The sequence below is a fragment of the Arthrobacter sp. ATA002 genome (genome assembly GCF_026898095.1).
Lineage (GTDB): Bacteria > Actinomycetota > Actinomycetes > Actinomycetales > Micrococcaceae > Arthrobacter_B.
Window position 1 is genome coordinate 2,638,761 of sequence record NZ_CP114015.1, and the last position, 22,235, is coordinate 2,660,995.

Genomic DNA, 22,235 nt, shown 5'->3' on the forward strand with positions numbered 1-22,235 from the left:
TGACAGGGTCAGGACGCCGGCCGTAGAACATCAACGTCCGTGCCGATCAGCTGCGGCAGGCCGAAGTAGAAGAAGAACGCCTGCACCAGCACCGGAGTCCCGCGGAAAATACTCACGTACGTGGTGGCGATGCCGCGCAGCACCACGTTGGAGCTGACCTTGAAGAACCCGAACAGCACGCCGAGCACCAGGGCGAAGACCAGGGACAGGGCGGTGGCGAGAAGCGTCAGCCCCAGCCCCTTGGCAAAGGCCGGCGCGTTCTCCGTAACCAAGGCCCAGAAGCTGGAGTCGGCAGCGCCGGCGTCAACGTAGCGGTCCAGGATCTCGTCATACTCGCCGCTGTCCTTCAGCTCGGCCAGGCCGGAGTTGAAGGCAGCCAGCAGTTCGGGGTTGGTTCCCTTGTTGACAGCGAAGCCGTAGGAGGAGCCGGGTTCCTTTTCCGTGACGGTCTTGAGCCCGTTTCCGGACTTGATGCCGTAGGACAGCACCGGATAGTCATCGAAGACTGCCACGGAGCCGCCGGATTTGACGTCGTCGTACATCTGCGCGGACTGCGCAAATGCCACCACGTTGAAGCCGTACTGGTCCTTGATGGACTCGGCGAAGGCCTGGCCCTCGGTGCCGGTCTTGACCGCTACACGTTTTCCGGCCAGGTCTTCATAGCTGCTGACCTCATCGTTGTTCTCCGCGACGGCCATTTGAATGCCGGATTCAAAGTACGGGTCGGAGAAGTCGAAGGTCTTCTGGCGTTCTTCCGTGATGGACATGCCGGCGATGACGCCGTCCACCTGGTTGGACTGCAGCGCCTGCAGCGCCGCGTCGAAGCCGAGGGAGCGGATGTCAACGGTGAAACCCTCCTCCTCGGCGATGGAATTGAGCAGGTCCATGTCGATGCCCACCAGTTCGCCGTCCTGGCGGAATTCGAAGGGGGCAAAGGTGGTGTCGGTGCCAACGGAGTAGCTTTCGCCCTCTGCGGTCTTGGGGGTTTCTGCCGCGAATGCCCCGGTTGCGGGGACGCCAAGGAGCAGTGCGATGGCCGCGGTCGCCGCTGTAAGCGTGGCGGCGAGCTTAGCCGGGCCTCGACGGGCCCGTTTGCCGGTATGCAAGGTGAAAATGTCTCCTAGATGTTCCGAAACGGCACAAAAATGCCGATAATGCCTCATAGAGCCTACCCAGCGCGGGGCTCAGGAACTAACCGGGAGACTGCACGGACCGTCCGCGGCGTCCTCAGGCGGAGTTGTAGCCGTAGAACCAGCCTTCAAAAACAGCCCGCGACCGGCGGGTGATTCGCAGGTAGTCCTCTTCCAAAACGCCGCCCTGGCCGGGTCCGTAGCCGCACCAGCGTGCCACCGCCTCCAGCTCCCGGCGTGATGAAGGCAACACGTCGGGGTTCCGGCCGCCGCGGATGACGTTGGCGCTGCGGATCCGGCTGGCCAGAACCCACGCCTCGCGCAAAACGGCGGTGTCGGCGGGCGGAAGCAGCCCGGCTTCAGTGAGTGCGTCAAGCGCCGGCAGGGTGGCCGTTGTCCGCAGCCCGGGGTGGGTTGCAGCATGCTCGAGCTGCAGCAGCTGCACCAGCCATTCGACGTCGCTGAGGCCGCCGCGGCCGAGCTTGAGCTGCCGGGAGGATCCGCCCCTCGGGGCAGGCGTTCATTTTCCACCCGCGCCTTGATGCGGCGAATCTCGCGGATGTCGTGTTCGCTGACGCCGGCGGAATAGCGGATCGGATCAATCAGGGCCATGAAGTCTTCGGCCAGCTCGTCGCTTCCGGCCATCGGCCGGGCCCGCAGCAGGGCCTGCGCCTCCCAGATCAGCGACCACCGGCTGTAGTACTCGCGGTAGGAGCCCAGGCTGCGCACCAGCGGCCCGTTGCGTCCTTCCGGGCGGAGTCCGGCGTCCAGGACCAGCACCTTTTCGGCGAGGATGGCCGGCGTGCAGGGCTGCTGCAGCAGCGCCGACAGCTGGCCGACAATGCGCTCAGCCTGTGCCTGGGCGGCACCGGGGTCCGCACCGGGCACGGCACGGTGGACGTAGAGAACGTCCGCGTCGGACCCGTAGCCGATTTCCCGCCCGCCCTGGCGGCCCATCGCCACGACGAGCATGTCGGTGAGTTTGTCTTCGCCGCTGAATACTTCCCCCTCGGCGACGTGCAGCGCCCCCAGCACGGCCGCACGGTCCACGTCGGCGAGCGCCCGGCCCACGTCCTCCTGCGACAGCAGCCCGGCACTGTCCGCGAGCGCGATCCGCAGCATTTCGCGGCGCCGGATCAGGCGGATCAGGCGCATGGCCTCCCGTGCATCGGGGTGGCGGGACATCTTGGAGCGGATTTCCTGCCACTGGGCTTCGAAGGTCATCGGCACGAGGTTTTTGTCGGTGTCGAGCCAGGCAGTGGCCTCGGGCGAGACTTCGAGCAGGTCGGTGATGAACCGGCTGGAGGACAGGATCGAGCACAGCCGCTCCCCCGCCGCCGAGGAGTCCCGCAGCATGCCCAGATACCAGTGGGTCTCCCCCAGGGACTCGCTCAGCCGGCGGAAGCCCAGCAGTCCGGCGTCGGGGTCCACTCCGTCGGCCAGCCAGCCCAGCAGCACCGGCAGCAGCTGCCGCTGCAGGGCGGCGCGGCGGCTGATGCCGGCGGTGAGCGCTTCGATGTGCCGCATCGCACCCTTGGGATCCGCGTATCCGAGGGCAGCAAGGCGGGCCTGCGCTGCATCCGGGGAGAGTTTCACCTCGTCGACGCTGAGGCTGGACGCGGTGTTCAGCAGCGGGCGGTAGAAGATGCTCTCGTGCAGCCGGCGAACCAGCCGCTTGGTGCGCTGCCAGGTGTCGGTCAGCCGCTCAGCGGTGGGGCGTCCGACGGAGAGCGAACCGGTGGAAGCCTTGGCCAGGGCACGCAGCGCCGGTGCCGTGTCCGGCATCAGGTGGGTGCGGCGCATGTGCACCAGCTGGATGCGGTGCTCCAGGACCCGCAGGTACCGGTAGGCGGCGTCGAGGTCGACGGCGTCGGTGCGCCCGATGTAGCCGCCCTCGCTGAGGGCTGCGATGGCCGACGTCGTGGAGCGCACCCGCAGTGTTTCATCGGTCCGCCCGTGCACCAGCTGGAGCAGCTGGACGGTAAATTCGACGTCGCGCAGGCCGCCGCTGCCCAGTTTCAGCTGCCGGGCCTCCTCGTGCGCCGGAATGTTGTCGGTGACCCGGCGGCGCATGGCCTGCACTGATTCGACGAACCCCTCCCGCTCGGTGCTGGACCAGATCAGGGGGGCCACGGCTTCTTCGTAGCGCCGGCCCAGGTCCGGATCGCCGGCGGCGGCGCGGGATTTGAGCAGGGCCTGGAACTCCCAGGTGTGGGCCCACCGGGTGTAATAGCTCAGGTGGGAGTCAAGGGTACGCACCAGCGGACCGTCTTTGCCCTCGGGACGCAGGTTCGTGTCCACTTCCCACAGGCCCGGCTCGGGCGCCGAGGCATTGATCGCCCGCGAAATACCGGCCGCCAGCGCCGTGCCGATTTTTGCCGCGCGGTCCCCGTCCAGCCCGGTGGAATCCATCACGTAGATCACATCGACGTCGGAGATGTAGTTCAGCTCCCGCGCTCCGCATTTGCCCATGGCAATCACGGCCAGGCGCACCCGGGAGATGTCCCCCGCCGGATAGCTGGCGGCAAGTTCGGCCCGCGAGACCGCCAGGGCGGCTTCCAGTGCGGCACCGGCCAGGTCCGCGAGTTCGCGGCCGACGGCGGGCAGCACATCGGTGGGCGACGCCGCTCCCAGGTCACGGACGGCCAGGTCCAGCAGATGGCGGCGGTACCGCGCACGCAGGGCGACATAGGCTTCAATGCCGGTCAGCCCGGCCACGGGGGCGTCCCCGGTGCCGGCTTTGACCGCTTCCAGCAGCGACGCGCGCAGGATGTCGGCGGGAACCTCCGAGGGCTCGGCGCGCAGCGGTGCCCGGACGCTCCCGGCGGCTTCGGGATGGCGCATCAGGAACTCGGCCAGCGCTTCCGAAGCGCCGAGCAGCCGGAACAGGGCCTCGCTGTCCTCCTCGCCGCCCTGGACCAGTTCGCGCAGTTCCGGCACCCGGTCCAGCAGGCGCACCAGCGACTGCAGGGCAAGATCCGGATCCGCGGCCTGCAGGAATCCGGTGAAGAGCGCCGCCTCGTCCAGCCCCTCAAGTTCGGGGGCCCGAAGGAAACGGCTGCTCTTTTCCAGGTCGGTGAAGCCTGCGGCAATCAGCCGGCGGGTGAGACTCATCGAAGGTCCTCCATATCGCTTATTCCGCCACAGCGCCCGTGCCCGCCGGCGTGCCGGGGAAAGCCCGTGCTAGAGAATGCCCAGGTTCTTCTTCAATTCAAACGCAGTGACATGCTGGCGGTATTCGTTCCATTCGGAACGCTTGTTCCGCAGGAAGTTCTCGAACACCTGCTCTCCGAGGATGTCCGCCACCAGTTCCGATTCCTCCATGGTCCGCACGGCGTCGTGCAGGGACGCGGGAAGCGGGTTCAGCCCCATGGCGCGGCGCTCGGCGGCCGACAGGCTCTCGACGTCGTCCTCCGCCCCGGCGGGAAGCTCGTAGCCCTCTTCGATGCCCTTGAGTCCGGCACCGAGCAGGACCGCGTAGGAAAGGTAGGGGTTGGCCGCCGAATCGATGCCGCGGTACTCGATCCGCGCTGACTGGCCCTTGCCGGGCTTGTACAGCGGTACGCGGACCAGCGCCGAACGGTTGTTGTGGCCCCAGGACACGTAGCTGGGGGCTTCACCGCCGCCCCACAGGCGCTTGTAGGAATTCACGAACTGGTTGGTCACGGCGGTGAACTCGGGTGCGTGGCGGAGCACGCCGGCAATGAACTGGCGGGCGGTCTTGGAGAGCTGGAACTCGGCGCCGGCCTCGAAGAAAGCGTTGGTGTCGCCTTCGAACAGGGACAGGTGCGTGTGCATGCCGGAACCCGGGTGCTCCGAGAACGGCTTGGGCATGAACGTTGCGTAGCAGTCGGTGGTCAGCGCCACTTCCTTGACCACCGTCCGGAAGGTCATGATGTTGTCCGCGGTCTGCAGCGCATCGGCGTACCGCAGGTCAATTTCGTTCTGGCCCGGGCCCGCTTCGTGGTGGCTGAACTCCACCGAGATGCCCACGGCTTCCAGCATGGACACCGCCGTGCGGCGGAAGTCCTGGGCCACGCCCCCGGGGACATGGTCGAAGTACCCGGCACGGTCCACCGGCACCGGCTCGCCGTCGGCGCCCAGCTCATCCGATTTCAGCAGGTAGAACTCGATTTCGGGGTGGGTGTAGCAGGTAAAGCCCATGTCGGCGGCCTTGGCCAGCTGGCGCTTCAGCACATTGCGCGGGTCGGCGGCGGAGGGCTGGCCGTCCGGCGTGAGGATGTCGCAGAACATGCGCGAGGTCTGCTCGGAATCCCCCCGCCACGGAAGAATCTGGAAAGTGGAGGGATCCGGCTGGGCGAGCATGTCGGATTCAAAGACCCGGGCCAGGCCCTCGATCGAGGAACCGTCAAAGCCCAGGCCCTCTTCGAAGGCACCTTCGACCTCGGCCGGGGCCAGTGCCACGGACTTCAGGGTGCCGACCACGTCGGTAAACCACAACCGCACAAACCGGACGTCTCGCTCTTCGATGGTGCGCAAAACGAATTCCTGCTGGCGGTTCATCCCTGCCCTCTTTCTTCAGACGGTGGGACCGCCCGGATTCCCGCGGCAGTCCCAGTGTTTCTAGCCTTCCTTCACTCTACCCATCCCGGCGCGGATTACCGCCGCCGGTGCCCTGCGGTCCCAGCGTTACGGCGGGGGTTACGGCCGGGCTACGCCGGGGTTTGCGGGAACGGTCCCAGGGGCTTGGGGCGGGAGCGCGGCCCGGCTTGCGGTGACACTGCCGCGGGGCTTCCCGTTTTTAGTAGGCTCAGCACATGACCGACGCCGACCAGCCCGCTCCCTACGCCGCCGGATCCGCCCGCCCCGGAGCCGCCGGGCAGCCCGAGCCGCGGCGCATCCGCATTCCGCACCTGCAGCAGCTCAAGGACTCCGGGCAGCATTTCGCGATGCTCACCGCCTATGACCAGTACACCGCCGCCATCTTTGACGAGGCAGGCATCGAGGTGCTGCTGGTGGGCGATTCAGCAGCCAACAACGTCATGGGCCACCCCACCACACTGCCGATCACTCTTGATGAAATGATTGTCTTTGCCCGGTCCGTGACGGCCGGCGCTCACCGCGCCCTGGTGGTGTGCGATCTGCCCTTCGGCTCCTACGAAGTCTCCCCGCGCAGGCCGTTGAGTCTTCCATCAGGCTGCTCAAGGAAGGGCTGGTGCACGCGGTCAAGATGGAAGGTGGAGCACACTATGCGCCGCATATCCGTGCCCTGGCCGCTGCCGGCATCCCTGTCATGGCCCACGTGGGCTTCACGCCGCAGAGCGAACACGCTCTGGGCGGCTACCGGGTTCAGGGACGCGGCGATGCGCGCCGGGCGGTGCTCGACGACGCCGCGGCCCTGGCTGAAGCGGGTGCGTTCTGTGTCCTGATGGAGATGGTTCCGGCCGACGTGGCCGCCGAGGTGGACGCCGCGGTCGCCGTTCCCACCATTGGCATCGGAGCCGGCAATGCGACCACTGGCCAGGTGCTGGTCTGGCAGGACATGGCAGGGATGCGCAGCGGGACCATGCCGAGGTTCGTCAAGCAGTTCGCCGACGTCCGTTCAGTGTTGTCCGAGGCGGCCAAAACGTACGCTGACGAGGTTCGCTCAGGCACCTTCCCCGGGCCGGAGCACAGTTTCTGAACAGCCGCGCGGCTACCAGTTGCGGTTTTCTTCGTCTTCCTTGTCCCAGGCCTCGTTGCGCTGCTGGACCTTCTGCAGGGCAAGCTCAGCTTCCTCAGGGGTCGGATACGGGCCCAGCAGCTTGGTCCAGTCAGACTGCGGGCCCTTTTCGACCTCGTGGGTGACAACGTTGAACCAGTACTCAGCCATGATGCGCGCTCCTCCAAATTGCTTCCGTGCCCCCCGGCTGGGCGCCCCGGTGCCGCGGCACAAGCCGTCCGGCGATAAGATCGATGGTATGCCCCACACTCTTGCCTCTGCACCCCTTGGTCACCTTTCTCCGGGAGCCGTGAGTCCACGGCGGCCGGTTCCCGCGTCCATCGCGCGGCCGGAATACGTGGGCAAGGAAGCTCCCGCGCCCTTCACCGGTTCCGAGGTCAAGTCAGCCGAGACCATCGAGAAGATCCGTCACGCCAGCAAAATCGCGGCACGGGCAATCGTCGAAGTGGGCAGGCACATTGTCCCCGGCGTCACCACCGATGAGCTGGACCGGGTGGGACACGAGTTCCTCCTGGACCACAAGGCCTACCCGTCGACCCTGGGGTACCGGGGTTTCCCCAAGTCCCTGTGTTCCTCGGTCAACGAAGTCATCTGCCACGGCATTCCGGACACCACGGTGCTTGAAGACGGCGACATCATCAACATCGACATCACCGCGTTCATCAACGGGGTTCACGGTGACACCAACTGGACGTTCCTGGTGGGTGACGTGGATGAAGAGTCCCGCCTGCTGGTGGAGCGCACGTCCGAATCCCTGCGCCGGGCCATCAAAGCGGTGATGCCGGGCCGGGAAATCAACGTCATTGGACGCGCCATCGAGTCCTACGCCAAGCGCTTCGGCTACGGTGTCGTCCGCGACTTCACCGGCCACGGGGTCGGCGAGGCCTTCCACACCGGACTGATCATCCCCCATTACGACGCCGCGCCGGCCTACAGCCGGCTTATTGAACCGGGAATGGTGTTTACCATTGAGCCTATGCTCACACTCGGCACCATCGAGTGGGACATGTGGGACGACAATTGGACCGTCCTGACGAAGGACCGCAAACGCACCGCCCAGTTTGAGCACACCCTGCTCGTCACGGACACCGGCGCTGAAGTTTTGACCCTCCCTAGCAGCACTCACGCCGCCGGGACAGACCTACATCTGGAGAACCATGGCCAAGAAACACAAGAGTAAGCACGGCGACGCCAACGCGGTCATCGGCATTGATATTGGCGGCACAGGCATCAAGGGCGGGATTGTTGATCTGGCCAAGGGCAAGCTGATTGGCGAACGGTTCCGCATTCCGACGCCGCAGCCTGCAACCCCCGAAGCCGTCGCCGGCGTGGTGGGGCAAATCGTGGCGGAGCTGTCTTCCCGGCCGGACGGCCCCGGCCCCGACGTCCCCGTGGGCGTCACCTTCCCGGCCATCATCCAGCACGGCATTGCCCGGTCCGCGGCCAATGTCGATAAGAGCTGGATTGACACGGACGTCGACACGCTGCTGACCAAGGCCCTCGGCCGCGACGTCCAGGTCATGAACGACGCCGATGCGGCCGGCCTGGCGGAGGCCCGCTACGGCGCCGGCCGCGAGGTGGACGGCACGGTCCTGGTGATCACTCTGGGCACGGGCATTGGCTCGGCCCTGATCTACAAGGGCATGCTGGTCCCCAACGCCGAACTGGGACACTGGAAATTGACGGCCACGACGCCGAAACCAAGGCGTCAGCCTCGGCCCGGGAACGCGACGGAATCGGCTGGGAGGAATACGCCCAGCGGCTTCAGCGCTACTTCTCCCACGTCGAGTTCCTCTTCTCCCCCGACCTGTTCGTAATCGGCGGCGGGATTTCCAAGCGCAGCGAGGACTTCCTGCCGATGCTGAGCCTGCGGACTCCGATGGTTACCGCCAATTTGAAGAACAACGCCGGGATTGTCGGGGCGGCTCTTCAGTCCGCCCTGCACTTCAAGTACATCAAGTAGGGCGGCTGCCCGGGCGCACCGGGAGGGCAACGAGGGGCGGCGGCAGGATAACCGGCTGCCGCCCTTCGGCGACCGGCATCAGCGGGCAGCGGCCGGCCGCCGGGCATCCGATGACTCAGCGCCGGCGTGCCGGGGCGCCCCGCGCAGTTCAGCGATGGCTGCTTCAAAGTCTTCCAGCGATTCGAAGGCCTGGTACACGCTCGCAAAGCGCAGATAGGCAACCTGGTCCAGCTTCTGCAGGGGTTCCAGGATAGCCAGGCCCACCTCGTGGGCGTCGATCTCAGCCACGCCGCTGGCACGGATGGTCTCCTCGACTTCCTGCGCAAGCATCGCCAGGTCATCCTCGCTGACCGGCCGGCCCTGGCATGCCTTGCGGACCCCGTTGATGACCTTCCCGCGGCTAAACGGCTCGCCCACGCCGGAACGCTTGATGACGCTGAGGCTCGTGGTCTCCACGGTGCTGAACCGGCGGCCGCATTCCGGGCACTGGCGGCGGCGGCGGATAGCGGATCCGTCGTCGGCCAGACGGCTGTCAACGACGCGTGAATCAGCGTTGCGGCAGAACGGACAGTACATCCGGTGTCCTTTCGCTGGAGGTCATGTGCCGGAAGGCATCCAAAGCCTGCTGCGGATGCACCAGGGCCGGCACAGCGAAAGCTGCGCCGCGCACTCATTCTAGAGCCGCGGGACCAACATCACCAACTGTTCGTCACCACATGTAGTACTTGGTGCTACTACATGTGGTGGTTCCCGGGCGGTCTACGAAGAAAACCGAATGGACACGGCGTCGCCGTGCGCAGGCAGGTCCTCGGCGTGCGACAGTGCTACGACGTGCGCGCTGACCTCCTGCAGGGCGGCCCGGTCGTAGTTGATCACTTGGACGGCATGCATGAACGTCGTCACGTTCAACCCGGAGGAGAAGGCTGCGGTTCCCGCGGTGGGCAGCACGTGGTTGGAGCCGGAGCAGTAGTCGCCCAGGCTGACCGGGCTGTAGCTGCCGACAAAGATGGCGCCGGCGCTCGTGATCCGGGCCGCGTCCTCCGCGGCGGCTGCTGTGTGGATCTCCAGGTGTTCGGCCCCGTAGGCGTTGCATACGGCAATCCCCTGCTCCAGGCCGTCCACCAGAATGGTTCCGGACTGAGGTCCGGAGAGTGCGGTTTCCACGCGGGCGCTGTGCCGGGTGGCCGGTACCTGCCGGCCAAGTTCGCTCCGGACCCGTTGGGCCAGTTCCGGGGAATCCGTTACGAGGACGGACGCGGCATTGGGATCGTGCTCGGCCTGGCTGATCAGGTCTGCCGCGACCAGGCGCGGATCCGCTGCACTGTCGGCCAGGATGGCAATTTCGGTGGGCCCGGCTTCGGCGTCAATCCCCACCACGCCCTTGACCAGGCGCTTGGCGGTGGCCACGTAGACATTGCCGGGGCCGGTCACGACGTCCACCGGGGCCAGCTCGGGGTTCGTGTCGTCCGCGGCGATGCCGTAGGCAAAGGCGGCAATAGCCTGGGCCCCGCCCATCGCGTACACCTCTTCGATCCCCAGCAGCTCTGCTGCCGCCAGGATGGTCGGGTGCGGCAGACCGCCGAACTCACGCTGCGGCGGCGAGGCCAGCGCGAGCGAGCGGACCCCGGCGGCCTGTGCGGGTACCACGTTCATGACGACCGACGACGGGTACACCGCCAGTCCGCCCGGGACGTACAGGCCAACGCGGCCCACCGGAAGCCATTTCTGCGAGACAGCGGCGCCGGGGCCGATCCGCAGGTCGGTATCCTGCGGGCGCTGGGCCTCGGCGAAGAGCCGGGCACGGCGGATGGACTCTTCCAGCGCTTCCCGGACGGCCGGATCGAGCTGCGCCAGCGACTCACGCAGCGCCCGGCGCGGCACCAGCGGCTGACGCCGCTCCACGCCGTCGAACCGTGCGGCCAGCTCGCTGAGGGCGCGGTAACCGCGGGTGCGCACATCGGAAATAATGGCCGCGACGGCGTCGGAGGCCACATCCGTGGTGGTTTCGGCCCGCGGCATGGCGTGCTTCAGTCCAGCCGGGGTCAGGTGCCGGCCGCGCAGGTCGATGGTGCGGAAGGAATTAAAGACGGGATCTGAGCTGGAGGAAGTCACGCTTCCAGTCTACCCAAGCACCGGTGGCGGCGCTGGCACCGGAACAGACGCGTTACGGCCCCGGACGCGGCCGGGGTGCCGTGAGGTTCTGCCAGATGACGGCCACAAGGTTCAGCTGCGGAGTACTGCCGCCACTGCCGGCGATCTGCTCATTCAACCGTCCGTCGTAGACCGCCAGCAGCAGCCGTGCCAGCTCCGCGGCATCCACCGTGAAGCTGGCACCGTGGGCATCGGCAACCCGCACCAGCGCAGCCGTAACGGCCCCGGCCAGCACCCTGCGCTGCTCGGCAACAACGTCGCGGACCCGCCCGGACCTCCTGGCAGCCAGCAACAGTTCCAGCCGAACCGAGTGCCACACCGTATCGGAGGTGAAATCGGCCATCCCCTCCAGGACACGTTCGACAACAACCGCCGGTTCCAGCCCGCCGCGGCGGAGCCACTGGTCGAGCTGGCCGTTCAACCGGTCGGCGAGCTGACGGACATGGTCCTCGTACATGGCCAGGGCAAGGTCGGTTTTCGTGGCGAAATTACTGTAGAACGCTCCGCGCGTGAAGCCGGCCGCAGCGCACAGCTCCTCGACGCTGGCTCCGTCGATCCCCTTGTCGGCGAAAACCGCCGCCGAGGTGGACAGCAGGCGGCTTCGGGTAGCTGTCCGCGACCTCTTGGCAGGTTCTTCCCCGGCGGCCACCATGGCGATGCCGTCTTCTGCGCTGTTCATCCTTCTTACGATACATGGGTGTATCGTCGGTGAAGTCAATACACCAACGTATCCAACGCACTGCAAAAGGATCTGCCCGCATGTCCACGTCCACCACGGCCCGCTCCCGCCACGCTGCCCTCCCGGCACCCAGGCGCCCCGGCTCCCCCTACCGGGCGCCGAAGTTCTGGCTCCTTCCCATAATCGTGGTCATCCTGCTGGCGGCTGTCGGCACCGGCCTCTACATGGGCGGGCTGGCGAACCCGACGGGGCACCTGAAGGACTTTCCGGTGGCGGTGGTTAACGAGGACTCCGGAACGGACGGAACGGCTGACGGCGCAGCGCCGCAAAATCTGGGGCGGGACGTCGTGAACGGTCTTGCGGACCGCGCCGCCGAAGGAGACGAACTCGATCTGCGGGTCCTTTCCTGGGCGCAGGCCCGGGAGCAGCTCGAGAACGGAGGGGTGTATGCCGCCGTCATCATTCCCGAGTCCTTCTCCTCCGATGCGGCCGGGCTGGTTGCCGGCTCACTGTCCGGGGAGGCAGCCGCCCAGCCCACCGTCACGGTGTACACCGATCCGAAGGCGGGTGCCCTGGCCGCACGGCTGGCCTCCGGGATCGTGGAACCCGGCTTGGCAGAGGCCAGCACGTCCCTGGGCGCGCAGCTCGGCAGTGCAGCAGCCGAGGCCGAAGCGCAGGCGCGTGCCGCCGTCGAACAGGAGTTGACGGTATCGCAGGACGAACAGGCCCGCCGGATGCAGGAAGCCGCGGCGCAGGCAGGCCCGGCCACCGAAGCCTTTGCCCGGGAGATCGCCCGGCAGCAGGCCGGTACTCCCGCGCAGCTGTCCGGACAGCTGGCGCCCACGGTCAGTGCGGCCTCGGCGGTTCTGCTGCAGGATCCCGTCCGGATTGTTTCCGCCACCTACCACGACGTCGAAGACGGCACGGCACTGGGCATGGGCTCCTTCTACTTCGCCATCCTGCTCCTGGTCCTGGGGCTCACCGGCTCCATCGGCGTGAATGTACTGGTGGACGGACGGCTGGGCATCACGCCGCTGGAGATGGGGCCGGCCTTCCTGGAGTCGCCGCGGGCCAGCCTCTCCCGCACGAAGACGCTGCTGCTCAAGTGGGGAATCTTCGTTACCGCCGCCGCGCCCGCCTCGGGAGTGGTGCTGTGGGTGGCGTCCGCCGCGGGGGTTCCCCTGCCCAACGGCGGAATCCTGTTCCTCATCAGCTGGCTGGCCATGTCCGCGGTGTCCGCCGCCGTCTTTATGCTGCTCACCGTCTTCGGCAATGCCGGACTGCTGGTCTCGATGGTCTATTTGGTCCTCATGGGACTGCCGTCCTCCGGGGCCGTGGTGCCGCTCGAAGCCCTGCCCGGATTCTTCCGGGCCATCGCTCCCTGGGAGCCGCTGCACCACATCGCCGACGCCGTCCGCAGCGTCCTGTACTTCGGATCGGGAACGAACACCGGGCTGGGCGCCGATGTGCTGGCGCTGGCCCTGATCCTGGCAATCTCCCTGATTCTTGGCTTCCTGTCCGGTGCCGGCTACGACCGGGCGTTTGGCCGCCGCGGGGCGGGTCTTCCCCGGGACGGCGCCGGCCGTAGGGTCGGAGGATGGCGGCCTCATCCCTGGACACCCTCCCCGAATCGGAGCACCAGCAGTGCGCGGTCTGCGCGCTGCCGGGTATGCGTCGCTGCGGGAACTCGCGGACGCTGACCGAGCTGAAGTGTCCCGGCTGCACGGCGTCGGCCCCAAGGCGCTGCGCATCATCGAAGAAGCCCTGAAGGAACACGGGCTGGCGCTGCGGTAAGCCGCTGGATCCGCCCTCCGGAGGGCGTCGGGCGGACCGGTGGCCGTTGGACGGACCGGTGACAGGGCCCGCCGGGATCCGCTAGGCGTCGAGGCAGGCCGGGCCCAGCAGCACCTTCAGGTCCCCGAACAATGACGGAGTGGGATTGACCCGCATGTCCACGCCCAGCTTCATGACCTCCACGCTGCGTGATCCGTTGAGCCGGATCTGCACTTCGGAGGTGCCGGGATGGGTGCGCAGCACGTCGCCGAGCTGCGTCACCACCGTTTCCGTGGCCTTGTAGGTGGCCATCGAAATCACCACGGGGCCGGAGTGGCCCTCGCTGAGGTCCGGCACCGTCAATTCCTGGGCGTTCAGGGTTACGGCGCCGTCGTCGCGGCGCTGCAGCCGGCCGCGGACCACCACGATCAGGTCCTCCGCCAGCACGGCCGCAATCGGACCGTACACCTGCCCGAAGAACATGACCTCCATCGAGCCGGCCAGGTCCTCGATCTCGCAGCGAGCGTAGGCGTTGCCGCTGTTCTTGGCGATTCGACGCTGGAGCGAGGTGATCATCCCTGCAATGGTGACGATGGCGCCGTCGGCGGGGCCTTCCTCGCCCACGATGCTGGTGATGGAAGAGTCCGCGTGCTGGCTCAGGATACCCTCGAGGCCCTGGAGCGGATGGTCGGAGACGTAGAGGCCCAGCATGTCGCGCTCGAAGGAGAGCTTGTCTTTCTTCTCCCACTCCGGCAGGTCGGGGATGTCGATGCTGATCGAATCCTCCGGTTCCTGGTCGGTGATGGCGGCGAAGAGGTCAAACTGGCCCACCGCTTCGTTGCGCTTGAGCACGACGACGGAATCGATCGCCTCTTCGTGGATCATGGCCAGCGGCCGGCGGGCATGACCCATGGAGTCGAATGCACCGGCCTTGATGAGAGATTCGATGGTGCGCTTGTTGCAGACAACTGCAGGGACCTTCATCAGGAAGTCCTTGAAGTTGGTGAAGGCGCCCTTCTCCTCACGGGCAGCCACCATGGACTGCACCACGTTGGCGCCGACGTTGCGGATGGCGCCCATGCCGAAGCGGATGTCGTTGCCCACCGGTGTGAAGTTCACGCTGGATTCATTCACGTCCGGCGGCAGCACCGTGATGCCCATCTTGCGGCACTCGTTCAGGTACATGGCCAGCTTGTCCTTGTCATCACCCACCGAGGTGAGCAGGGCCGCCATGTATTCGGCCGGGTACACCGCCTTCAGATAGGCGGTCCAGTAGGACACCACGCCGTAGGCGGCCGAGTGGGCCTTGTTGAAGGCGTAGTCGGAGAAGGGCAGCAGGATGTCCCAGAGCGCCTTGATGGCCGCTTCGGAGTAGCCGCGGTCCACCATGCCCTGGTGGAAGCCGGCATACTGTTTGTCCAGCTCCGACTTCTTTTTCTTACCCATGGCGCGGCGCAGGATGTCAGCCTGGCCGAGGCTGAACCCCGCCACCTTCTGGGCAATGGCCATCACCTGCTCCTGATAGACGATCAGGCCGTAGGTGGTGCCCAGGATCTCCGCCAGCGGCTCCTCAAGCTCCGGGTGGATAGGAGTGATTTCCTGCTGGCCGGTTTTGCGCAGCGCATAGTTGGTGTGCGAGTTGGCGCCCATGGGCCCCGGGCGGTACAGGGCGATGACGGCGGAGATGTCTTCGAAGTTGTCCGGGCGCATGCTCTTGAGCAGCGACCGCATGGGCCCGCCGTCGAGCTGGAACACACCCAGGGTGTCGCCGCTGGCCAGCAGGTCGTAGGCGGGCTTCAGGTCCAGCGGCAGGTCCTCAAGGATCAGGTCCTCGCCGCGGTTGTTCTTGATGTTCTCCACGGCGTCGGACACGATCGTCAGGTTCCGCAGCCCGAGGAAGTCCATCTTGATCAGCCCCAGGCCTTCGCAGGTGGGGTAGTCGAACTGTGTGATGACCTGCCCGTCCTGGTCGCGGCGCATGATCGGGATGATGTCGATCAGCGGATCGGAGGACATGATCACGCCGGCGGCGTGCACGCCCCACTGCCGCTTCAGGCCCTCCAGCCCAAGCGCGGTGTCGAACACGCGCTGGGAATCGGGGTCGGTGCGCAGCAGTTCGCGCAGTTCCTCGGCCTCGCCGTAGCGCTTGGCTTCCTTGTTGTGCACGTCCGCCAGGGACAGCCCTTTGCCCATGACGTCCGGCGGCATGGCCTTGGTCAGGCGCTCCCCCACGGAGAACGGATAGCCCATCACGCGGGAGGAGTCCTTCAGGGCCTGCTTGGCCTTGATGGTGCCGTAAGTGACGATCATGGCCACGCGTTCGTCGCCGTACTTCTCGGTGACGTAGTGGATCACCTCGGAACGGCGCCGGTCATCGAAGTCGACGTCGAAGTCGAGGCATGGACACACGGTCGGGGTTCAGGAACCGCTCGAAGATCAGGCCGTGCTGCAGCGGGTCCAGATCGGTGATGCCCATGGCATAAGCGGCCATGGAACCGGCACCGGAACCGCGGCCCGGGCCCACCCGGATGCCATTCTTCTTGGCCCAGTTGATAAAGTCGGCCACCACGAGGAAGTAGCCCGGGAAGCCCATCTGCGCAATGATGCCCACTTCGTAGTCGGCGCGCTGGCGCACGTCGGCGGTAATGCCGCCGGGATAGCGGCGGTGCAGTCCGGCTTCCACTTCCTTGACGAACCACGACTCCTCGTTTTCCCCCTCGGGGGTGGGAAAGCGCGGCATGTAGTTGGCGTTGGTGTTGAACTCGACGTCGCAGCGCTCGGCAATGAGCAGCGTGTTGTCGCATGCTTCGGGGTAGTCACGGAAGATGGCGCGCATTTCCGCCGGGGACTTCAGGTAGAACTCGTCAGCGTCGAACTTGAAGCGCTTGGGGTCGGCCAGCGAGGAGCCCGACTGCACGCACAGCAGGGCTGCGTGCGCCGAGGCGTCCTCGGCATGGGTGTAGTGCAGGTCGTTGGTGGCCACCAGCGGCAGGTTCAGCTCCCGGGCGAGCTTGAACAGGTCTGCCTGCACGTTGCGCTCGATGTCCAGGCCGTGGTCCATGACTTCGCAGAAGAAGTTCTCGGCACCGAAGATGTCCCGGAAATCGGAGGCAGCCTGCACGGCTTCGCGGTACTGGCCCAGGCGCAGCTTGGTCTGCACCTCGCCCGACGGGCAGCCCGTGGTTGCGATGAGCCCCTTGCCGTAGGTTTGCAGCAGGTCCCGGTCCATGCGCGGCTTGTAGAGGAAACCCTCCAGCGAGGCCAGGGAGGACATCCGGAAAAGGTTGTGCATCCCCTCGGTGGTTTCGGCCCACATCGTCATGTGGGTGTAGGCACCGGCGCCGGAAACGTCATTCCGCCCGCCGTCGCCCCACTTCACGCGGGTCTTGTCCGCCCGGGCAGTGCCGGGGGTCAGATAGGCCTCGACGCCGATGATCGGCTTGATCCCGGCGTTGCGTGCCTTGTTCCAGAAGTCGAACGCCCCAAACACGAATCCGTGGTCGGTGGTTGCCACGGCGTTCATGCCGAGTTCTTCAGCGTGGCTGAAGAGGTCCGTCAGGCGTGCCGCGCCGTCCAGCATGGAGTACTCGGTGTGGTTGTGGAGATGGACAAACGATTTCGAAGAACTAGTTGCTGAAGCCACCGAACCATTCTAGGCCCGGCGGCGGCCGGCTCCGGACGGCGCGCCGGTCCCGGACCCGGACGGGCGGTTAGACGTCGCCGCGCTGCAGGGCGTCCAGGGCGTATTGCAGATCCTGCGGATAGCCGCTGACCACTTCCACGTGTTCGCCTGTGGCCGGGTGCGCAAAGCCAAGTTTGCGGGCGTGCAGCCACTGCCGGGTCAGGCCCAGTTCGGCCGCAAGCTTGGCGTCGGCTCCATAGGTGAGATCTCCGGCACAGGGGTGCTTGAGGGCCGAAAAGTGGACGCGGATCTGGTGGGTGCGGCCCGTCTCCAGATGGACTTCCACGAGGGACGCCTTGCCGAAGGCTTCCAGCACCTCGTAATGGGTCACGGAGGGCCGCCCGCCCTCCAGGACGGCGAAGCGCCAGTCATAGGAGGGGTGGCGGCCGATCGGCGCGTCAATGGTGCCCCGCAGCGGATCCGGCAGGCCCTGGACCACGGCATGGTACATCTTGTCCACCGTGCGGTCCTTGAAGGCCTGCTTCAGCACGTTGTACGCGTGCTCCGTTTTCGCCACGACCATGGCCCCGGACGTGCCTACATCGAGGCGGTGCACAATGCCCTGCCGCTCCGGCGCACCGGAGGTGGAGATGCGGTAGCCGGCGGCGGCCAGGCCGCCAACGACGGTGGGACCCACCCAGCCCGGAGACGGGTGGGCCGCGACGCCCACCGGCTTGTCGATCACGACAAAGTGTTCGTCGTCGGCCAGGATCGCCAGGCCCTCCACCGGCTCGACGACGACGGCCAGCGGATCCCGCTGTTCCGGAATGTCCACCGTGACGTTGTCACCGGCGGCGAGGCGGTCAGACTTGCTGAGCGGACGCCCGGCGATGCTGAAGTATCCGTCGCTGAACCACGCCGCGGCAGTTGAACGCGACACGTCCAGGAGCTTGGCGAGGACGGCGTCTGCGCGGCCGCCGTCGGCCTCGTCCGGGACCTGCAGGACGGTGTGGAGCTCGTTCATTGTTTGTCTTCGCCGTTCCTCGTATCCGGGGCGCCCGCGTTCGGGGCATCCTTGTCCTCTTGCCCGTCCGGCAACGCGCCGGCGTCCCGGGGTGTATCGCGCTTTCCATCAAGGCCGGTGCCGCGCAGGGTGAGCAGGCAGACCAGGATCACGCCGCTGACCACGCAGGAATCGGCAATGTTGAAAATGGCGAAGTTGGGCAGGGCGATGAAGTCCACCACGTGGCCCTGTCCGAAGGACGGGGCCCGGAACAGCCGGTCTGTCAGGTTGCCCAGGGCTCCGCCCAGCACCAGCCCGAGCGCAATGGCCCAGGATACTGAACGCACCTTAAGCATGAGGTACACCAGGAAGGCGCTCACGGCCACCATGATGATCGTGAAGACCCAAGTGTAGTCCGTGCCGATCGAGAATGCCGCGCCGGGATTGAGGATGTAGTGCCAGCGCAGCACCGGCGGCAGCACATCAGTCACCTGGCCGAGTGTCATGGTGTTCTCGACCCACCATTTGGTGGCCTGGTCGAACGCCAGTGCCGCCACGGCAAAGGCGAGCATGATCAGCGCGTACCCCGACCAGGCCGGCCGGATGTGTGCGCCCGTGCGGCCTTCGGGGCTTGCCGCCGCGGGTTCCTCGGATGATTTCGTCATGGAACTTTCTTCGTCAGGGTGCTTTCGCCGGCGTACCGTGTCCCGGAACGCCCCGGCATCAAACACATCGGGCCGGCGTGCCGGGACGTCCCGGCCAGCCGGCCCGTGCTTCTATCTCAGTTTAGTCCGCCTGCGCTGCCGCGGCGGCGTCGGGATTACGCGTCAGCGGTCTCCGAGGCAACGGAACCACGGGCGTCGAGGTCGCGCAGCTGGCCTTCGATGTAGGCCTTCAGGCGTGCACGGTAGTCGCGCTCGAAGCCTCGCAGCTGCTCGACCTTGCGCTCCAGGACAGCCTTCTGCTGTTCCAGGTTGCTGAGGATCTTGCGGCTCTTGTCCTGGGCTTCGCTGACGAGGCCGCTGGCCTCGATCTGGGCTTCGGCGATGATCTTGTCGCGCTGCTCAACACCGGCACCAACGTAGTCGTCGTGCATCTTCTGGGCCATGGCCAGGATGCCGGCAGCGGTTTCGGTGTTGCTTACTGCTGCAGCCGGAGCGGGCGCAGCAGGGGCAGCCGCGGCCGGGGCCTTGGGCTCTTCAGCCTTGGGCTCTTCAGCCTTGGCGGCCGGGGCCTTGGGCTCTTCGGCCTTGACGGCTTCGGGCTTCTTCTCGTCCTTCACCGGCTGCGTGACCTGGTCGGTCTTGGCAGCGGCGGCGGAGACGGGCGCGGGGACGGAGCTTTCGCTGCTCGTTCCGGCGACACAGTCCGCGAGCTGGCGGCGCAGGTCGTCGTTCTCTGCGGTCAGGCGGCGAAGCTCAACGACGATCTCATCGAGAAAATCATCAACCTCGTCCTGATCGTAGCCCTCACGGAACTTGGTCGGCTGGAACCGCTTATTGACAACATCTTCTGGCGTCAGAGCCATCTGGTCACCTCACACTGGTTATAAGATTCGCCTGCGAGTCAAGCAGACGGTTCTACGTACAGAATAACGAACATACAAATCTAAGGAGTCTTATTCTTTTTCACAGTATATCTTTCGGGTGCGGAAGACTAACCGGACCCGGTACAGCCGCAGCCCTAGAGGATGAGGCTGCCAACGATAGACCTGGCAATGGCGACCACGATGAACAGCACAATGAAGGCAAGGTCCAGGGAGATGCCGCCGAGCCGCAGCGGAGGTATGAACCGCCGAAGCAGCCGGATGGGCGGATCCGTTGCGCCGTAGATCACAGATGCCAGCACCAGCGCCGGCCCCTTGGAGCGCCACTGGCGGGCAAAGGCCTGAACTGCGTCATAAACAATCCGAAGCAGCAGGGCAAAATAAAAGAGCACCAGCAACAGGTACAGCAGGGAAAAAATAATACTCACGCGTGTGGTTTCGTTTCCGGGGAAGCCTTAGCAGCCCGCACTGGCCCCGCCGCGGCGGGGATGCGGTCAGCTCTGGTTGAAGAATGCCGACTGGGACTCGCTGACCTTTTTGTCATCCCCGAGCACCTCCACGTAGGAAGGCGACAGCAGGAATACCTTGTTGGTCACGCGCTCAATGCTACCGCGGAGTCCGAAGACCAGGCCAGCGGAGAAATCGACGAGGCGCTTTGCGTCAGCTTCGCCCATGTCGGTGACGTTCATGATGACGGGGATGCCGTCGCGGAAACTCTCGCCAATGATCTTGGCGTCGTTGTATGAACGGGGGTGAACTGTGGTGATCTGGCGCAAGCCATCCACTTCCTCTCGGGATGACGGAGCTCGTTTGATCGGTGTGACCGGTGCCCGGTACTCCTCGACCTCGGTGCGGGCAGGCACCACCGGGGCGGAGGCCGGCTCGATGTCCCGCTCGGGGCGTTCGGTGCGCTCGGGACGCTCGAATTCGGGGGTGTATTCCTCGCTGCGTGCCGGGGCATCCCGCTGGCTCTTCGGCTCAGGCTCGTAGTGCTCGTCACCGTCGGCGAGCCCAAGGTAAATCATTGTCCTGCGCATTGCGCCAGCCATGGTTGCTCCTTCTAGAACTTCAGCGCCGTAGCACCCGTCCCTCGCCATATGAGGAACTTTCCTCCATTAGACGCTACCGCACCGGGGGCCGCGGCCCGAGAATATCGGAACCGATCCGCAGGTGTGTCGCCCCGCAGGCCAGCGCCGCCTCCAGGTCTCCGCTCATGCCCGCTGAGATTCCGGCGGCTGCCGGATAGCTTTCCCGCAACCGTTCGGACAGGAGGCGAAGCCTGCCAAAGGCCTCCAGCGGATCACCGCCGAGCGGCGCCACCGCCATCAGCCCGGCCAGCCGCAGCCCCGGAGCGGCGGCTGCAGCCTCGGCCAGGGCAGCAAGGCCGGCGGGCGGAACTCCCCCGCGGGCCGGCCCGGACGGGGCTGCGATTTCGGACTCCCCGGAGAGGGCGGCGGGACTCCGCAGGTCCACCTGCAGGAAGCACTCCAGGTCCTGCCGCGGCGGCAGCCCCGCGGCGGCAAGACGCTGCTGCTCACCGGCCATTGCCTTTGCCAGGGCACCTACGAGTGAGGCCCGGTCCACGGAGTGCACGGCGCGGGCATAGCGGACCACAGACTTGGCCTTGTTGCTTTGGAGCTGGCCGACGAAGTGCCAGGACAGTCCGAGCCGCGCGCACTCGGCGGCTTTCGCGGCAGCCTCCTGGTCCTTGTTTTCGCCGACGTCGGTGACCCCCAGGCCTGCGAGCAGTTCGACGTCGCCCGCCGGAAAGTACTTCGTGACCACTATGAGTGTGGGCGCGGAACCTGCGGGCGCGGCAGCCCGGATACGGTTGCGGACACGCTCCAGGCGTCCGGCAAGCTCGGCGGCCCGGGCTGGCCCGGTGTTAGGTGAGGTCATGGGTGGTTCCTTGGGTCGGACGCGGGCATCCCCGCGGAGAAGATTGCCGGCCGGCTAGCTCAGCCACACGAGCCCGGCGAAACGTCCGGCGCTGCTGGTGCGCCGGTGTGAATACAGGTCCGCGGACTCGAGCGTGCATCCGTCCACCCGGACGGCAGCCACCCCCAGGCCGGCCAGCTGCGCCTCGGCGCCGGCCGGCAGGTCCAGGGCGGGGTGCCCCGCCGGGTCTGCGACCGCAGCTCCGGCATCGCGGCGGCAGCGTCGTCCAGCATCGGTTCGGGAACCTCGTAGCAGAGCCCGCACACAGCCGGACCGATCCATGCCCTGATATCGCCGGCACCGGCCCGGCGCATCCGGTCCACGGTGTTGTTTAGGATCCCGGCGAGGAGCCCTTTGCGGCCGGCGTGGGCTGCCGCCGTAACAACCCCGCCTCCGGGCTTTCGGCCCGCCAGGACCACCGGGACGCAGTCCGCCACCATGACCGCCAGCGGCGCGCTTCCATCGGAGCTGACGAGGGCGTCAGCGGTGGGGGCGGCCGGCGAGGCGGTGCCGGGTTCCGTCATGGCGACGTCGACGGAATGCACCTGGTTCATGAACCGCAGCGCTCCCCCGCGGACCCCCATGGCCTGTTCCAGGGCTGCCCGCCGCTGAAGGACCCGTGCCGGGTCGTCCCCGACATGCAAAGCGAGGTTGCCCGCCGCCGTGTTGGTGAACGCGACCGTCAGGCCGTCACCGGCCTGCGTCTGCCACCAAAACATTGTCGAACAACCTCGCTGCTGCCGGGCG

At 66.6% G+C, this 22,235-nt stretch carries 14 protein-coding genes and 6 pseudogenes; 5 read left to right on the top strand and 15 right to left on the bottom strand.

Annotation, left to right across the window (positions count from 1 at the left end):
• Positions 1–8: 8 nt before the first annotated feature.
• The 3 genes and pseudogenes from OL239_RS13150 to OL239_RS13160 all read right to left on the bottom strand — a co-directional run bounded on the left by OL239_RS13150 (position 9) and on the right by OL239_RS13160 (position 5,654).
• Positions 9–1,106 carry an ABC transporter permease subunit gene (locus OL239_RS13150; protein WP_329609221.1) on the bottom strand — a complete coding sequence of 366 codons (1,098 nt, stop codon included), beginning with the start codon at positions 1,104–1,106 and terminating at the stop codon, positions 9–11.
• A gap of 121 nt (positions 1,107–1,227) precedes the next feature.
• Positions 1,228–4,244 (bottom strand): annotated as a pseudogene (locus tag OL239_RS13155) (bifunctional [glutamine synthetase] adenylyltransferase/[glutamine synthetase]-adenylyl-L-tyrosine phosphorylase).
• Between the two features lie 69 nt (positions 4,245–4,313).
• Positions 4,314–5,654 (bottom strand): glutamine synthetase family protein, encoded by a 1,341-nt coding sequence (locus tag OL239_RS13160; protein WP_268909326.1) that lies wholly within the window; start codon positions 5,652–5,654, stop codon positions 4,314–4,316.
• A 254-nt stretch (positions 5,655–5,908) separates the two neighbouring features.
• Between OL239_RS13160 and panB the strand changes: the two are divergent.
• Positions 5,909–6,774 (top strand): annotated as a pseudogene (panB, locus tag OL239_RS13165) (3-methyl-2-oxobutanoate hydroxymethyltransferase).
• 12 nt (positions 6,775–6,786) lie between these two features.
• On the opposite strand, the gene OL239_RS13170 reads toward panB, so the two are convergent.
• Entirely contained in the window at positions 6,787–6,963 is a 177-nt protein-coding gene (locus tag OL239_RS13170; RefSeq protein WP_152218702.1) for an SPOR domain-containing protein, read from the bottom strand.
• Positions 6,964–7,051: 88 nt separating this feature from the next.
• On the opposite strand from OL239_RS13170, the pseudogene map reads away from it, so the two are divergent.
• Together map and ppgK are read left to right on the top strand one after the other, a co-directional pair.
• Positions 7,052–7,927, top strand: a pseudogene (gene map / locus OL239_RS13175) (type I methionyl aminopeptidase); the annotation flags it as partial.
• A gap of 43 nt (positions 7,928–7,970) precedes the next feature.
• Positions 7,971–8,776, top strand: a pseudogene (gene ppgK / locus OL239_RS13180) (polyphosphate--glucose phosphotransferase).
• A gap of 78 nt (positions 8,777–8,854) precedes the next feature.
• Here ppgK and nrdR read toward each other — a convergent pair.
• The 3 genes from nrdR to OL239_RS13195 all read right to left on the bottom strand — a co-directional run bounded on the left by nrdR (position 8,855) and on the right by OL239_RS13195 (position 11,606).
• On the bottom strand, positions 8,855–9,352 hold the full coding sequence (gene nrdR, locus OL239_RS13185; RefSeq protein ID WP_268909327.1) for a transcriptional regulator NrdR: 498 nt from the start codon (positions 9,350–9,352) through the stop codon (positions 8,855–8,857).
• A 183-nt stretch (positions 9,353–9,535) separates the two neighbouring features.
• A complete protein-coding gene (gene hisD, locus OL239_RS13190; RefSeq protein ID WP_268909328.1) occupies positions 9,536–10,888 on the bottom strand; it encodes a histidinol dehydrogenase in 1,353 nt (450 codons plus the stop codon).
• Positions 10,889–10,940: 52 nt separating this feature from the next.
• Positions 10,941–11,606, bottom strand: a complete 666-nt coding sequence (locus tag OL239_RS13195) for a TetR/AcrR family transcriptional regulator (protein ID WP_268909329.1) — start codon at positions 11,604–11,606, stop codon at positions 10,941–10,943.
• Positions 11,607–11,686: 80 nt separating this feature from the next.
• On the opposite strand from OL239_RS13195, the gene OL239_RS13200 reads away from it, so the two are divergent.
• The gene (locus OL239_RS13200) at positions 11,687–13,306 is read left to right on the top strand and encodes a YhgE/Pip domain-containing protein (RefSeq protein ID WP_268909330.1); all 1,620 of its coding nucleotides are present in this window, start codon (positions 11,687–11,689) and stop codon (positions 13,304–13,306) included.
• A complete protein-coding gene (locus tag OL239_RS13205; RefSeq protein ID WP_268909331.1) occupies positions 13,251–13,400 on the top strand; it encodes a helix-hairpin-helix domain-containing protein in 150 nt (49 codons plus the stop codon). The genes OL239_RS13200 and OL239_RS13205 overlap by 56 nt, the downstream gene beginning before the upstream one ends.
• Before the next feature lie 81 nt (positions 13,401–13,481).
• On the opposite strand, the pseudogene dnaE reads toward OL239_RS13205, so the two are convergent.
• From dnaE to OL239_RS13245, 8 genes and pseudogenes are all read right to left on the bottom strand, one after another.
• Positions 13,482–16,959, bottom strand: a pseudogene (dnaE, locus tag OL239_RS13210) (DNA polymerase III subunit alpha).
• Positions 16,960–17,089: 130 nt separating this feature from the next.
• Positions 17,090–18,025, bottom strand: coding sequence for an RluA family pseudouridine synthase (locus OL239_RS13215; protein WP_268909332.1), 936 nt, complete (start codon positions 18,023–18,025; stop codon positions 17,090–17,092).
• A complete protein-coding gene (gene lspA, locus OL239_RS13220; protein ID WP_442864145.1) occupies positions 18,022–18,669 on the bottom strand; it encodes a signal peptidase II in 648 nt (215 codons plus the stop codon). Before lspA ends, OL239_RS13215 begins: the two co-directional genes overlap by 4 nt.
• Before the next feature lie 155 nt (positions 18,670–18,824).
• The gene (locus OL239_RS13225) at positions 18,825–19,532 is read right to left on the bottom strand and encodes a DivIVA domain-containing protein (protein ID WP_268909333.1); all 708 of its coding nucleotides are present in this window, start codon (positions 19,530–19,532) and stop codon (positions 18,825–18,827) included.
• 155 nt (positions 19,533–19,687) lie between these two features.
• Positions 19,688–19,978: a YggT family protein gene (locus OL239_RS13230; RefSeq protein ID WP_268909334.1), complete on the bottom strand. Its 291-nt coding sequence runs from the start codon at positions 19,976–19,978 to the stop codon at positions 19,688–19,690.
• 66 nt (positions 19,979–20,044) lie between these two features.
• Positions 20,045–20,599, bottom strand: coding sequence for a cell division protein SepF (locus OL239_RS13235; protein WP_268909335.1), 555 nt, complete (start codon positions 20,597–20,599; stop codon positions 20,045–20,047).
• Between the two features lie 73 nt (positions 20,600–20,672).
• The gene (locus tag OL239_RS13240; protein WP_268909336.1) at positions 20,673–21,449 is read right to left on the bottom strand and encodes a YggS family pyridoxal phosphate enzyme; all 777 of its coding nucleotides are present in this window, start codon (positions 21,447–21,449) and stop codon (positions 20,673–20,675) included.
• A gap of 54 nt (positions 21,450–21,503) precedes the next feature.
• A pseudogene (locus OL239_RS13245) lies at positions 21,504–22,207 on the bottom strand (polyphenol oxidase family protein).
• Positions 22,208–22,235: the final 28 nt, after the last annotated feature.